16 protein-coding genes are annotated in these 13,060 nt (G+C 36.3%); 13 read left to right on the top strand and 3 right to left on the bottom strand.

Going from position 1 to position 13,060, the window contains the following annotated elements; all coding sequences use genetic code 11:
* Positions 1-7: 7 nt before the first annotated feature.
* Genes NZ853_11430 through NZ853_11450 form a run of 5 tightly spaced genes read left to right on the top strand, consistent with a single transcriptional unit; the run spans position 8 to position 4,413 of the window.
* Entirely contained in the window at positions 8-406 is a 399-nt protein-coding gene (locus NZ853_11430; GenBank protein ID MCS7206295.1) for a biopolymer transporter ExbD, read from the top strand.
* A gap of 14 nt (positions 407-420) precedes the next feature.
* Positions 421-1,068, top strand: coding sequence for an energy transducer TonB (locus NZ853_11435; protein MCS7206296.1), 648 nt, complete (start codon positions 421-423; stop codon positions 1,066-1,068).
* A gap of 39 nt (positions 1,069-1,107) precedes the next feature.
* The gene (gene tsaE / locus NZ853_11440; GenBank protein ID MCS7206297.1) at positions 1,108-1,572 is read left to right on the top strand and encodes a tRNA (adenosine(37)-N6)-threonylcarbamoyltransferase complex ATPase subunit type 1 TsaE; all 465 of its coding nucleotides are present in this window, start codon (positions 1,108-1,110) and stop codon (positions 1,570-1,572) included.
* Entirely contained in the window at positions 1,526-2,296 is a 771-nt protein-coding gene (gene tsaB / locus NZ853_11445) for a tRNA (adenosine(37)-N6)-threonylcarbamoyltransferase complex dimerization subunit type 1 TsaB (GenBank protein ID MCS7206298.1), read from the top strand. Before tsaE ends, tsaB begins: the two co-directional genes overlap by 47 nt.
* On the top strand, positions 2,293-4,413 hold the full coding sequence (locus tag NZ853_11450; GenBank protein ID MCS7206299.1) for a VacB/RNase II family 3'-5' exoribonuclease: 2,121 nt from the start codon (positions 2,293-2,295) through the stop codon (positions 4,411-4,413). The genes tsaB and NZ853_11450 overlap by 4 nt, the downstream gene beginning before the upstream one ends.
* On the opposite strand, the gene NZ853_11455 is transcribed toward NZ853_11450, so the two are convergent.
* Positions 4,410-5,009: a thioredoxin domain-containing protein gene (locus tag NZ853_11455; protein ID MCS7206300.1), complete on the bottom strand. Its 600-nt coding sequence runs from the start codon at positions 5,007-5,009 to the stop codon at positions 4,410-4,412. The genes NZ853_11450 and NZ853_11455 overlap by 4 nt on opposite strands.
* A gap of 17 nt (positions 5,010-5,026) precedes the next feature.
* Here NZ853_11455 and NZ853_11460 point away from each other — a divergent pair, with 17 nt between their 5' ends.
* Positions 5,027-6,031 (top strand): M23 family metallopeptidase, encoded by a 1,005-nt coding sequence (locus NZ853_11460; GenBank protein MCS7206301.1) that lies wholly within the window; start codon positions 5,027-5,029, stop codon positions 6,029-6,031.
* 1 nt (position 6,032) lies between these two features.
* Here NZ853_11460 and NZ853_11465 read toward each other — a convergent pair whose 3' ends face one another.
* Entirely contained in the window at positions 6,033-6,452 is a 420-nt protein-coding gene (locus NZ853_11465; protein MCS7206302.1) for an Rrf2 family transcriptional regulator, read from the bottom strand.
* An 11-nt stretch (positions 6,453-6,463) separates the two neighbouring features.
* Positions 6,464-7,720: an AarF/UbiB family protein gene (locus NZ853_11470; GenBank protein MCS7206303.1), complete on the bottom strand. Its 1,257-nt coding sequence runs from the start codon at positions 7,718-7,720 to the stop codon at positions 6,464-6,466.
* Positions 7,721-7,835: 115 nt separating this feature from the next.
* Here NZ853_11470 and NZ853_11475 point away from each other — a divergent pair, with 115 nt between their 5' ends.
* From NZ853_11475 to NZ853_11505, 7 genes are all read left to right on the top strand, one after another.
* Positions 7,836-8,882 (top strand): DUF839 domain-containing protein, encoded by a 1,047-nt coding sequence (locus tag NZ853_11475; GenBank protein ID MCS7206304.1) that lies wholly within the window; start codon positions 7,836-7,838, stop codon positions 8,880-8,882.
* 236 nt (positions 8,883-9,118) lie between these two features.
* Positions 9,119-9,556: a hypothetical protein gene (locus tag NZ853_11480; protein ID MCS7206305.1), complete on the top strand. Its 438-nt coding sequence runs from the start codon at positions 9,119-9,121 to the stop codon at positions 9,554-9,556.
* 196 nt (positions 9,557-9,752) lie between these two features.
* The gene (locus tag NZ853_11485; protein MCS7206306.1) at positions 9,753-10,568 is read left to right on the top strand and encodes a type I restriction-modification system subunit M; all 816 of its coding nucleotides are present in this window, start codon (positions 9,753-9,755) and stop codon (positions 10,566-10,568) included.
* Positions 10,569-10,608: 40 nt separating this feature from the next.
* The gene (locus tag NZ853_11490) at positions 10,609-11,271 is read left to right on the top strand and encodes an SAM-dependent methyltransferase (GenBank protein ID MCS7206307.1); all 663 of its coding nucleotides are present in this window, start codon (positions 10,609-10,611) and stop codon (positions 11,269-11,271) included.
* A 204-nt stretch (positions 11,272-11,475) separates the two neighbouring features.
* Positions 11,476-12,069: a restriction endonuclease subunit S gene (locus NZ853_11495; protein MCS7206308.1), complete on the top strand. Its 594-nt coding sequence runs from the start codon at positions 11,476-11,478 to the stop codon at positions 12,067-12,069.
* Between the two features lie 25 nt (positions 12,070-12,094).
* Complete coding sequence (locus NZ853_11500; protein MCS7206309.1) at positions 12,095-12,256, top strand: hypothetical protein; 162 nt, start codon at positions 12,095-12,097, stop codon at positions 12,254-12,256.
* Positions 12,257-12,469: 213 nt separating this feature from the next.
* On the top strand, positions 12,470-13,060 hold a 591-nt coding region (locus NZ853_11505; GenBank protein ID MCS7206310.1), incomplete at its 3' end, for a restriction endonuclease subunit S.

Below are 13,060 nucleotides of genomic sequence, written 5' to 3' on the forward strand. Positions count from 1 at the left end.
GGAAACTATGAAACGTAGAAAGATCACCGCTTACATCCCTTTGAGCTCTATGGCGGATATTGCTTTTTTGTTGATTATTTTTTTCATGGCTACTTCGGTTTTGAAGATGGATGCAGACATTCCTTTGGAATTACCCGAGGGAAAAGGAGAAGAACTAAAGGACACAGACATCCCCGTGCACATTGACAAAGACAAGATTTACTACTTAGAAAACATTCCAATGTCAAAAAACGAGCTCTTAGGGAGATTACAAGCAAGGATTTTAGAAAAGCCAGAATCTCGAGTTATAGTAAGTGCCCACAATGAACTTCCTTATGAGATTTTAGAAGACCTCTTTGAGGCTTTTCGTGATTTAAATATAACCAACATCGCCATAGTAACAAAACAAACCGAAAGGAAATTCTAGTCTGAGGTGAGTTTATGAGCACGATAGCAATGAACAATATTCAACAAAATACTCAAGATTTTCGAAGAAAATCTCCTGCCCAAAGAACCTTTTTTGAAAATCTAAAAATTAAATTTTATCAGAATCGATTTCTTATTTTTGGAACTCTTTCTACAATAGTTCAAATTTGGTTTATTGCCACAGCTTACATACCTAATGTTGAAATCCTACAAGAAAAGAAAGTTTATGATGAAATCACTTTCATTACCAACATCCAATTAGCGGACCCCCAAATGACAACCCAAACAGAAGCTCAAGGAGAAGTTAAAGAAACTGATAAAATCATAAAAAAAGAAGAAGAACAGGAAGATCCACGCATTGCTTCCGCTCAAAATGTATTTCTCATTGGTGCTACTATTCCCATTGATCTTACACCGGAAATCCGACCTGAATACCCAATGGAAGCCAGAAAAAACGGAATCGAAGGAACTGTCACGTTAGAACTTGTGATTGCCGATACGGGAGAAGTCTTAAAGGTCGTTCCCATCAATAAACCCCTTGGCTACGGTTTAGAAGAGTCTGCAGTCAGAGCCTTTCGAAAAAAGCGTTATCAACCAGCCCTAATGGATGGAAAACCCATCACCGTTAGAGTAATTGTTCCAGTGCATTTCCGATTGAATTAATCGCTTTTTGTTCGCCAAATCCAAAGCTTGATTCTATTAATGAAGGGTTTGGTTTTTGAGGCTGATTCTTTTTCTGTTTCGGATACAGAACGTATTGTAAAAGAATTTTATAAAAAATACTTAGAAAATCTTCAAGGAGCTGTTTTGCTTCTACAAGGGAATTTGGGTTCGGGGAAAACTACGTTTTGTAAAATCATAGGAAAGCTTTTAGGAATCCCCGTTGAGATCAATAGCCCATCATTCAACATTTACAATCTTTATGCATACAATCAGAAAGTTTTCATTCATTATGATTTGTATCGGCTCAAACAACCAGAATTCGAAGAATTAGAACTACGAGAATTATGGTTTGATTTGTATCAAGGACAATATACCATCCACGCCATTGAGTGGTGGGAAAAAGCAGAAAAAATTGAATCCAAGTTGACACGATTTTCTATCCAACTCGAGTTTTTATATGACCAGCCCACAGGAAGAAGAATCCGTATTTTCCAACTGGAATGAATTTCTTTCAAAAAACCCACAGTTCAAAATTTTAGTTCTGGATAGTAGTTCTTCTTTTTTGGTTTGTTCGTTTTTTCAGATCCACCAAGAGGACCTGGGTTTTTCGTTTTTGCTTTCTGCCACAAATGAAGTTAAAGAATCAAGAAGTTCTTTTCAAAAGCTAAGTTTTTATCTAAATGATATATTTCGACAACATGGTTTTCCGAATATTGTATTAGTGGGGGTTGGACCAGGTTCTTTTACAGGAGTGCGGATTTCGGTAAGCACTGCAAGAAACCTCGCCCAGTTTTTAAGAATTCCTGTCATTGGTATTGATAGTATGAGTTTATACGCCTACTACCTCTACAAAGAACATAAGTTGAGCGAATTTTATGTAATCTTCGATGCAAAACAAAAGCAAGTTTATATGAAAAAATTTGATGTTTCTTTTTTTGGAAATCCTATCCAAATAAAAAGTTTAATGGAACTTCACGAATTACCATCAAAAGTTCCTTTTTTTGTAGAAGAAGAGTTCATCAATACCTTGCAAAATTCCAATAGAGAAATCAAAAATCACATCTACCCCATCCAAAAAATAGAGTCAAAAACCTGGATAGAATTACTTTTTGATCCAAAAGCAACCATGAATGATTTTTACAAATCAAACTATAAAGAAGTTTTGCCTTTGTATATTAAACAGGATCCAGCTCATCAAAAATATCCGGAAGGATTAAAGCGTTTATGAAAATAAAAAAGATATTGCAATACCTCGAAAAGCATCAAGGGAAAACCCTCAGCGAAAGAGAAATCCTGAAGCTATTTGAAAAAACCAAAAAAAAGAAAAAATCCCAAAAAGAGCTGATTGAACCTGAGGTCATCATCTCGGAATTAGTGAATTTGAGTTTGATTGAAATCAAAAACAAAAAATATACAATCAAGTCTCCTTTCTTAGTGGAATGTAAGATTTCGTTTAGTCCCACCGGCTTAGTGTTTGCCATGCCAAGATTTCTTTTAATGCCTAATGAGTTTCCCAAAGATATTTTCGTTCCTCCGAATCGAAGCAAAGGAGTTTTGATTGGAGATATTGCTTTGGTTCGTTTAGTAGACAAAAAAAGGGAAAGGTTCGAAGGCGAAGTAATTAGCATCGTAAAACGAAATCGCAAGTTTTTTCGCATGGAAATTCAGGAATTTTTTGATACCTTCGCGATTGGTCTCCTTTTAGATATCCCCGGAAAGCTTTTAGCAGCAGTGGATCTCAAAGGTTTATCTAAAGACACAAAAGAACGAATCCATGTCAAAACTAAAATTATTGTAAAGCTCACAGGAAAGATGATCACTCTCCGACAAAGTCGATTTTTTGAAGGAGCCATGATCCGCTTTGAGGATGAAACGGAATTTGACGTAGATTTTGACCGAATTTTGATCAAATACAATTTGAATCCCTATTATCCTCATTTCGAAATTCCCAATTATGATCCGGAAAAGCCAGAAACCATCCCTGATTGGAATTCCCGAAAAGACTTACGTGATTTATACACCATCACCATTGACGGAGAGGATGCCAAAGATTTTGATGATGCTGTCAGCTTGGAAATCCCATCAAAAAACAAATACAAGCTTTATGTGCATATAGCTGATGTTTCATTATACGTGGAGAAAGATAGTCCTCTGGATAAAGAGGCATTGGGTCGTGGGACTTCTTATTATCTTGCCAACCGGGTTATCCCCATGCTACCACCAGTTCTTTCAGAAAACCTCTGCTCGTTGGTGGAAGGGAAAAATCGACTCACGGTAACCGTTGAAATGGATATTGATGCAAGAACGGGAAAAATCCAAAAAGCCAAATTTTATCGATCCATCATTCGAGTGAATAAACGTTATACGTATGAGGCAGCAGAAAACCTGATTGATACCAACATCGATCCTATTCTACCTGATTTATGGAAATTGGCTCAGGTTCAACGAAATGATCGAATCAAAAAAGGAAGGATTGATTTAGAAATCCCGGAACCCAAGTTCATTTTCGGAGAAAACGATAAAGTCATAGAAATCCAAACAAGGAAGCGGCTTCGAAGTAGCATGATTATTGAAGAATGTATGCTTTCTGCCAACATCGCCGTTGCTGAGTATTTATACAAAAAAAAGACTCCAACCCTATATCGTGTTCATGAGCCGATGGACGAAGAAAAACTTGAGCTCTTGAATGCATTCTTTGAAATTTATGACATAAAAGTAAATCTGGATGATGTGGATTCTTTTTCTATCCAAAAAGCAATAGAGAAAGTTCAAAAAAAAGGAGAAAAAGAATCACGTATTTTCAATTTGATTCTTTTGCGATCCTTTATGCAAGCAAGGTATAGTCCCGAATCGATTGGGCACTGGGGATTAGGGTTCAAGCACTATTGTCATTTTACTTCCCCCATTCGACGTTATCCTGATTTGGTGGTTCATCGTGCTTTGATTTCAACCTTGAAAAGAAAAAAGTCTCCTTACGAAGAAGAAGAAATGTGGGATTTAGCCATCAAAACAAGTGAAGCCGAACGACAAGCCATGGAAGCCGAAAGGGACATCTGGAAACTCAAACTCATACGATACATAGAAACCACAAACCAGAGTATTTTTCATGGCTTCATCACTGGAATACGAAATGAAGGTGTGTATTTGGAATTGGAAGAGTGCCCTGTCGATGGTTTTGTCCCTGCCAAGTATCTTACAAACGAGCCTGAACTTATCTTTCCTGATCCTTTTTCCGTGTATGTGAAGAAACTATCTCGACCTGCTTTTCTTGGTGAACGATGGAAATTGGAATTAGAAAGAGTTGATCCAGAAAACTTAAAAATTTACTTTAAACCCCTTTTTTAGTGGTGATGATGGTGATGGTGATGACCATGAGGAAAGTTTCCTAATTGATCCAAAATGGAAATCAATGCATTGATAGGAGTTTCTGAGCCAACCAATGTCAAGGGGAGAGCCACTTCTCCTTCCAGCGTATAAAACGCCAAAGCAGGCACACCGTAAACGTTGTACTTTTTCAAAATGTGTTCTTCGTATTTGGAAAAATCCGAAACATCCACTTTGATGATTATCCATCCTTCTTGATGGAGCTCTGCGATTTCTTTTAGCTTGAGGCGTTCTTCTAAATCTTTGCAGGAATCACACCACCTCGCAGTGAAAAACAAAATCACGGGTTTTTGGTGTTCTTTTATGATGGATGGGATTTGGGGTTCAATCACTTCCAAAGGAAAAGTAGTATTCTGGTAATACGAAATCTTTTCGACAAGGGGTTTTTTCGAAGAAAGAACAAAGATTAAAAAGAAAACCCAAGCCACAAAAAAATAAGCATACTTTTTTAGTTTACGAATTTCAAAAGCCCCGTAAATCATGATAAACAATGCCAAAGGACCTAATAAAAACAAAATCAGACTATTCCACTCATAACCATAAAAAATTATCCTCATACTTTCTTTTTGGGATAGTGATTTTTATTGTAAATCTTTTTTCTTGCAAAACATTCTCAATCCATGCGAACACGTTTTTCTTAGAGAGGTCCCAAACCAAAATCCAAGTTCCCATCAATTGGACCCCAGAAAATCCTCTCCAACAAGTGATTGAATTTCAAAACTGGAAACTAATTTTCTATAGTAGCAGTTTTTCCCGAGGAGAAGCCTTTTACTTCGAGATATTACCCATAGACTCTTTGGAACACTCACATCAAGCAAATCATCAGCTCTTTTATAAAACCATCCAACGAGTAATCCCCATAAACAAAAAGCCATTCGGTTTTAATGGATTGTACGTGTTTCCTCCTAACCTCAAAGAAGAAAACAATGAATTCCAATGGAAAATCCAACAAAACAACGAAGAATTCACTAAAGACTTTACCCTAAAAATCCATCTTCGTAAGTATCCTGTAGCTGATAAAAAACTGGTTTTTGAAAAAAAGCGACTTTCCAAAGAAGAAGAAATAGAACTCAATGAAAGGATTCAAAAAGAGCGGTTTGTGAAAAAAAATGCCTTTGATGAAGTTCTTCCGAATTTACTTACAAACCATCTTTCTCATCCTCGAGACTATCATTACGTCACCTCAGAGTGGCATAAAATCCGAACCTATCAGTATTACGAAATCATTGATGGAAAAAAGGTTTTTTACTCCCCCTATCAAGGTATCCACAAGGGTGTGGATTTAAGAGGCAATGAAGGCGATTTGGTGTTTTCGATCGCAAACGGAAAAGTCGTGATTGCTGATGATTTTTACTTCGAAGGCAGGTTCGTCTTGATAAATCACGGAAATAAAGTATTTTCTGGCTACATGCATCTGAAGGACCTTTTTGTGTCAAAGGATCAATTCATCCAAGCTGGAACACCGATTGGCACAGTGGGAGCTACTGGAAGAGCTCTCGGAGCTCATTTGCATTATTCTTTGTGGATTGACGGCTTTAATACTGATCCTCTGAGTATTTTTTCTTTACCCATTCGATAAATTATATGTAATACATAAAAACGTCATCTTGGTTTTCTAACTTGTTGAGAAACTCCTTCAAATTAATCGAAAGCATTTCTTGGATTTTTTCATCGATTTCTTTCCAGAATAATCCAGCTCTACCAGAAGAAATATCACTCTTTGGATCCAGTATGCTTAAATCTCCCTCTAAGCACTTTAATACTTCATAGAGAGTGATGGCTTCAGGTTCTTTTGATAAACGATAACCTCCATCAGCCCCCCGACTGCTTTCCACATAACCACATTTTTTTAAAATATTCATGATTTGTTCTAAGTATTTGATGGGGATGTTTTGTCGTTCTGAGATTTCTTTTGATTTTATCCAGTGATTTTCGTTAGAATTTTTGACCAAGTCTAAAAGGATTTTGATGCCATACCTTCCTTTGCTTGTGATTTTCATGCTCTACTTTTCTATTCGAGGGAGCTCATCGTTTCGACCATTCTTATATCGGGAGCAAGAGTTCTGAGGTATTTATCGAAATATAAAAATTGTTTTAGAATAAGTCCAAATTCCCGTGGGAAGCGAATCCCATTTTCTTTTGCTACTTGGATGATTTTTAAAAACTTCTTGTTGATTTCTTCTTCGGTGAGTTCTTCTGAAATCATGCTGTCCCATTGTTGGAGAGTCTCAAAAGCTAATTTTAAATCTTGAGCAAACTTGTCTTTGCTGATTGCTTGTTTTGCAATACCTGCTTGCATCAAACCTTCTGCTAAAAGAAGATAATCAAGAGGTTCAGCTTCCATTGCTAATACAATCTTTTGTAAACCCTGCCAAGTTTTTTGGGAAATCCTCCCCACAATGCCAAAATCAATAAATGCCACTCTGCCATCAAAAAGCACCATTAAGTTTCCAGAGTGTAAGTCAGCATGGAAGAAATCATTTTCGACCAGACTGAGAAACCACGTTGTTAGCGTTTTTATCATCATTTCTTTTGGATCTGGAACGATCTTTTTTACGGCTTCGAAATCCCAGAAGGGAACCCCATAAAGCCTTTCCATTGTGATTACTCGACTCGTAGTTAAGTGGTCATATATTTTCGGCACGGTGGCATGCGGGATTTGATATTTTTCTAAAAACCTTCGAAAGTCTTTTGTGTGTTTAGCCTCTAAGATGAAATCACATTCGTTGATCATGCTTTTTTGAAGGTCCTCAACCAGTTCTGATAATGAAAGTCTTTCCACCTCAGGAACTAAAAATTCAAACAATTTGGCGGCAAAATAAAGAAAGTTTGTGTCCGTAAGGATAACGTCCTTGACACCGGGTTTTTGTATCTTTAGCACAACATCGGTTCCGTCTTTGAGTACAGCTCCATGAACCTGAGCGATCGAAGCACTTGCGATGGGTTTTTCTTCGATGGAGTCAAAAATAGAAGAAAGTGGCTTTCGAAACTCTTCTACTAAAATTTTTTCAATCACGCTAAAAGGAACGGGTTCTGTCTGATCCAAACATTTTTGAAACTCCATCACGTATTCTTCTGGAAAAAAAGAAGGAGCACTGGCAATAAACTGACCCAACTTGATGTAAGTGACTCCAAGTTCTTCGAAGGTTTCTCGTAAGAGTCTTGGCAATGGCACATTCGGATTTGGAATCAGCTGGATTCCTTTTTTCCCTAAAACAGAAAAGACATTCCACAAACGAAAAGAATTTTTTAAAACATAATCCCACATCCAAAAACCAGTTAATTTTAAAGAAAGTTATTGTCATTATTTTTTAGAAATTACTGATTTGAAGAATAGTATATAAACTCTAGGTAGTTTTGAAATGCATTAGAAACTTTGATATTTGAAAAAAAGAAGCCTCTTTGAAGGTTTCTACAGATTGGTTTTGGATCAGCCAGTCACATCTTTTAACAGGAATTGGTGCGGTACTCTTTATGCTGCGAGGCTAACTCAAACAGACGGAAATGGTGGTGGTAGTTTTGATATTAACTGGATAGAGTTGGGTAGAGGATGCGATCAAGAAGTAAAAGCTATCATCGACAAAAAACCAAAGCTTTCTGATATATTCCAAGTCGCAGCAGCCTCAGGAGGAAACTGTCCAGCAGGATATACGTTCATAAGAGAAGATGAACTTGGTGATGGTCAAGGTTATGAATACTGCTTGAACTTACGAGTAGGAAGCCTAAGATCTCCTTTATTTGCTAATGATGCTGAGGTAAGGAAAGCAGCCGCCTTCTTAGAAACAAGAAAGTATGCACGTTATTTAGGAGCTACGATTGAGTTCGAAAAGGGCGAAGGTTTGTCTTATGATCCCGATAACAAGAAAATCTATTTTGACATCACAGCAATAAGAGGTGGTATGTCTGATGGAAGAGACCACATACAGCTACAGGAGAATATTTGTGGTGCCGTATATGAATTGGATGTGGATGATAATCTCACAGCAACGAAGATGAGAGCTATTGTTGTTGGAGAAAGATTAAAACCCGGTGAACCATACTTTGAAATCTATACATGCAATCCAAATAAAATTGCAGCTCCAGATAACTTAAGATATATCGGACAAAACATCTTACTCATTGGCGAGGACACTAGATTTCATTTCAATAACATGATATGGGCATACGATCTAAAGAGAAAGACACTCACCCGAATAGGAACCATCCAAACCGGTGGCGAAGTCACAGGTATGTTTGAATACGCTAACATTAATGGACAATATGTATTGACTGCAAATGTGCAACATGCCTTCGTGGATCGACCTCGTGCACAAAGACCAGATCTTTCAGGTCTTGTTGATGTAGGTCTTGCATCTGATTATTCTATTGATAGAGGAGTTGGATTCGTTTACTTCATCAAATTAATACCCACAGGAATTTTCAAAGAATAAATTCGAGCTCTGCATCTACCCTGATTGGGTAGATGCATTATTTAGAATTCGTTTTTAACAGCATTAGAAACTAAGACTAAAAAAACACAAAATCAGACGAATTCCTTCACGCACAGCTAATTTTATACCAAAAACACTTATTACATAAAAAAGTTTCGATGTTTTGAAAAAAATTTACAAATATCACACATAACATTTTTTTGTATTTACTTAAAATTTTCATTCCAGAGGTAACTATGAAAGTCAAATATTTGATATTACTCCTCACTTTACCTTTGTTTGTCATCACCTGCAATGGGAAAAAGAGTAAGTTGCTGGAAGAAATGAAAAAGATTGAGGCAGAACACAAAGGCGTTCTTGATCACCACAAAACCGTAGAAGATGAACACAAGGCTTTGATCCAAAAACTTGAAGAAGGAGTAAAAAACAAAAAAATCAAGCCTCAAGAATTTGAAGAAGCCAAGAAACTTCTTTCAGAACACGAAACAGTTATGGCTCAACATGCTGAAATTTTAAAAAAACATGAAGAAATTTATCAAAAAGCCGCTCAAATGAGCGTAGAAGAACTTGAAAAAGCCATCGCTCAAATCAAGGAAGAACACGCCAAAATAGGTCAGGATCACAAAAAATTCGAAGAGGACCACAAACAAATCAAAGAAAAATACAAACTCTAAAAGTCAAAACTCCAACCCCTACATTCACCTCGTAGGGGCTTTTAATCCCACCCGTTTATTCCGCCGCATCCTAACTACAATATCAGAATTACGATAAGCTCATAAGCAACTACTTAAAAAACTCGCAAACTTTGGGTAGGAAAGAAAAGACGTTTTATTCTTGACTTTCATGGAATGTGCTTTTCGTAATGCAACTATGGAAATAAAGACATTAGAAAACTGGCTATGGGAAGCAGCCTGTAAAATAAGGGGAGAGGTTGATGCTCCCAAATACAAGGATTATATCCTACCTTTGATATTTCTTAAAAGGATCTCTGATGTGTTTGAAGATGAATTTAATGAGCTTATAACACTCTATGGTAGTAAAGAAAAAGCAGAATTTTATATAAGTAAAGATCCAAAATTAGTCAGCTTTTACATTCCGCCAACATCAAGATGGAACAATATAGCAAAACAGACTACAAATTTAGGTGAGTTTTTAACCGATTGCGTTAGAGAGATAGCGAAACATAACCCGAAATTACAGGGAGTGATAGACATTGTTGATTTTAATGCCACCGCAGCAGGGCAGAGGATTATAAGTGATGACAGCCTCAAAGGGCTTATTGATATACTCGGTAGATACAGGCTCGGGCTTAATGATGTAGAGCCTGACATACTTGGAAGGGCTTATGAATATCTTTTAAGAAAATTTGCAGAAGGCTCAGGACAGTCTGCCGGAGAATTTTACACCCCAATGGAAGTAGCCATTATGATGGCGTATTTGATAGACCCCAAACCAGGAGAAGAAGTCTATGATCCCTGCTGTGGCTCAGGCGGGCTTTTGATTAAGTGCCATCTAAGGTTTAAAGAAAATTATAACAATGATCCACGCATAGCGCCCCTTAAATTTTATGGACAGGAGATACTCCATACCACTTATGCGATAGCTAAAATGAATGTATTTATCCATAATATGCAAGCACAGATAGCCCTCGGCAATACAGGAAAGACCTGCCTTTTTAAACCCTGATGGTTCATTAAGAAGATTTGATCTTATTGTAGCTAATCCAATGTGGAATCAAAAGTTTTCGCAAAGTGTGTATGAAAAAGACCCTTATGGTCGCTTTAGCTTTGGCTATCCTCCAGAAAGCTCAGCAGATTGGGGCTGGATTGAGCATATGTATGCAAGTCTAAAAGACAAAGGAAGAATGGCCGTTGTTATTGACACAGGAGCGGTATCCAGAGGAAGCGGGACATCTGGCAGAAACAGGGAAAGGGATATCAGAAAGGTCTTTGTGGACAATGACCTTATTGAGGCAGTTATCCTGCTTCCAGAGAATTTGTTTTATAACACAACTGCTCCTGGTGTTATTATTGTTATTAACAAAAACAAAATCTCAGATAGAAAATCCCAAATCCTTCTTATTAATATCTCTGACCTTTATGAAAAGGGAAGACCCAAAAATTACCTTCCTCAAAGCACCATTCAGAAGGTCTATGAGATATATTCAGATTGGAAAGAGGAAGAGGGCATAAGCAAGATTATCAGTATAGAAGAAGCCATAAGGAATGACTATAACTTAAGCCCCTCAAGATATGTAGCAAAGAATAATCAGGAAGAGGTTTTGCCACTGCAAGAGGCTATTGTTGAGCTTGAAGAAGCAGAGGAAGAAAGAAGAGAGGCAGATAAAAGGTTGTGGGAGATATTGGAAAGTTTGAGATTGGCGATTTGAGATTTGCGATTGGCGATTGGCGATTTGGGATTGGCGATCGGCGATTTGAGATTTGAGATTGGCGATTTGGGATTTGAGATTGGGGATTTTATTAGATGTGGTTTTTTGCGTTAGATTTATTAATTACAAATTGAGATTTAAAGTTTGTGAGATACGTTATTTAAAATCATTAACGAAAAATATAAAATAAAATATTATATTTTTATGGATTACAGATATAAATTTTATATCGAAACAAAATTTATAGAAACATCACTTGGTGAAATACCTCAGGATTGGGAAACATATTATTTAGGTGAAAAAGCAATCTTTGAGGTTGGAAAAAGAGAAAAGGGAGGTAGTTTAGAAAAGGGAGATATTTTAAGCTTGGGTTGCGAACATATTGATAATAACGGTAATATTTCTCTTAAAAATCCAAAATATATTTCCTCAGAATTTTTCAATAAGATGAAAAAAGGAAAAATTAATCTGTTTGATATTCTTCTATGTAAAGACGGAGCTAAAACGGGTAAGGTTGCATATATTAAAAATCTTCCTATCGAGAAAATGGCAATAAATGAACATTTATTCATTATTCGATCAAAAGATGATGATTTATTAAATCATTTCTTATTTTTTGTTCTTTTTTCTGGAATAGGACAGAAACAGATTAAAAGTTTTTATCACGGTCTAATCGGTGGGATTAATAAATCGCAAATCGAAAATCTTAAAATCGTAAATCCCCCTCTTTCCGAACAAAAAGCCATTGCTTACGTTCTCTCTACCATTCAGGAAGCAAAAGACAGAGGCAGTGATTAAGGCAACCAAAGAGCTTAAAAAATCAATGATGAAACATCTTTTTACTTATGGAGTTTATAAAGAAGGAGCAGAGTGGAAGATTGGCAATCCAGAGACTATGAAAGTCAAAGAAACAGAAATAGGCACCATCCCCGAACACTGGCAGGTGGTGAGACTGGTATTGGAAAGTTTGAGATCTATAATTTGAGATTTACGATTTGAGATTTGCGATTTATGATTTGTGATTTAATGTAAATAAAATTTATTTTACAGAAGATAGTTTAATACAATGCAAAGTAATGCTGAGGTGAAATTTATGCGGTTCTCTGAGCAAATCTCCGCAATCTCTGTGGTAGAAAATGGTTATTATATCGAAAAGTACTAGCAAAAATCCAAATGACTAAAAGTAGTTAAGTAAAAAATGAGCATTAGGTTTAATATTGAAAGAGATTTTAAGAATACGGAAATTGGTTTGATACCAATTGATTGGCAAGAAAAAAAATTAAAAAATTATTGTAAGGTAATAAGTGGATATGCCTTTAAAAGTAATGATTTTATTTCTGATGGAATTCTTGTCGTTAAAATTAGTAACTTACAGAATGGAACTATTATCGTTGATCAAAAATCAAGTTTTTTTCCTCGAGATAAAATATTTGATGAACATAAGAAATTCCTACTTAAAGAGGGTGATATATTAATAGCATTAACAGGTGCAACTATAGGAAAAGTAGCAGTAGTACCTAAAAAATATGAAGGGTCTTTGTTAAATCAGCGAGTTGGAAAGTTTTTAATTTTTAATGACGAAATTATTAGAGAATATCTTTTTTATTGTACTCAACTTAAAAATTTTAGAGAGTATATTGTTGGTAATATTTTAAGAAGTGCTCAGGGCAATATTAGCCCTAAAAATATAGAGAATATTATTATCCCCCTTCCCCCTCTTTCCGAACAAAAAGCCATTGCTTACGTTCTTTCTACCATTCAGGAAGCAAAAGAAAAGACAGAGGCAGTG

The sequence above is a fragment of the Leptospiraceae bacterium genome (assembly GCA_025059995.1).
Taxonomy (GTDB): domain Bacteria; phylum Spirochaetota; class Leptospiria; order Leptospirales; family Leptonemataceae; genus SKYB61.

Coding starts and splice junctions, on each gene's coding strand:
- NZ853_11430 (MCS7206295.1), top strand. CDS start 8: ATGAAACGTAGAAAGATCACCGCTTACATCCCTTTGAGCTCTATGGCG.
- NZ853_11435 (MCS7206296.1), top strand. CDS start 421: ATGAGCACGATAGCAATGAACAATATTCAACAAAATACTCAAGATTTT.
- tsaE (MCS7206297.1), top strand. CDS start 1,108: ATGAAGGGTTTGGTTTTTGAGGCTGATTCTTTTTCTGTTTCGGATACA.
- tsaB (MCS7206298.1), top strand. CDS start 1,526: ATGACCAGCCCACAGGAAGAAGAATCCGTATTTTCCAACTGGAATGAA.
- NZ853_11450 (MCS7206299.1), top strand. CDS start 2,293: ATGAAAATAAAAAAGATATTGCAATACCTCGAAAAGCATCAAGGGAAA.
- NZ853_11455 (MCS7206300.1), bottom strand. CDS start 5,009: ATGAGGATAATTTTTTATGGTTATGAGTGGAATAGTCTGATTTTGTTT.
- NZ853_11465 (MCS7206302.1), bottom strand. CDS start 6,452: ATGAAAATCACAAGCAAAGGAAGGTATGGCATCAAAATCCTTTTAGAC.
- NZ853_11470 (MCS7206303.1), bottom strand. CDS start 7,720: ATGTGGGATTATGTTTTAAAAAATTCTTTTCGTTTGTGGAATGTCTTT.
- NZ853_11480 (MCS7206305.1), top strand. CDS start 9,119: ATGAAAGTCAAATATTTGATATTACTCCTCACTTTACCTTTGTTTGTC.
- NZ853_11485 (MCS7206306.1), top strand. CDS start 9,753: ATGGAAATAAAGACATTAGAAAACTGGCTATGGGAAGCAGCCTGTAAA.
- NZ853_11490 (MCS7206307.1), top strand. CDS start 10,609: ATGTGGAATCAAAAGTTTTCGCAAAGTGTGTATGAAAAAGACCCTTAT.
- NZ853_11495 (MCS7206308.1), top strand. CDS start 11,476: ATGGATTACAGATATAAATTTTATATCGAAACAAAATTTATAGAAACA.
- NZ853_11500 (MCS7206309.1), top strand. CDS start 12,095: ATGATGAAACATCTTTTTACTTATGGAGTTTATAAAGAAGGAGCAGAG.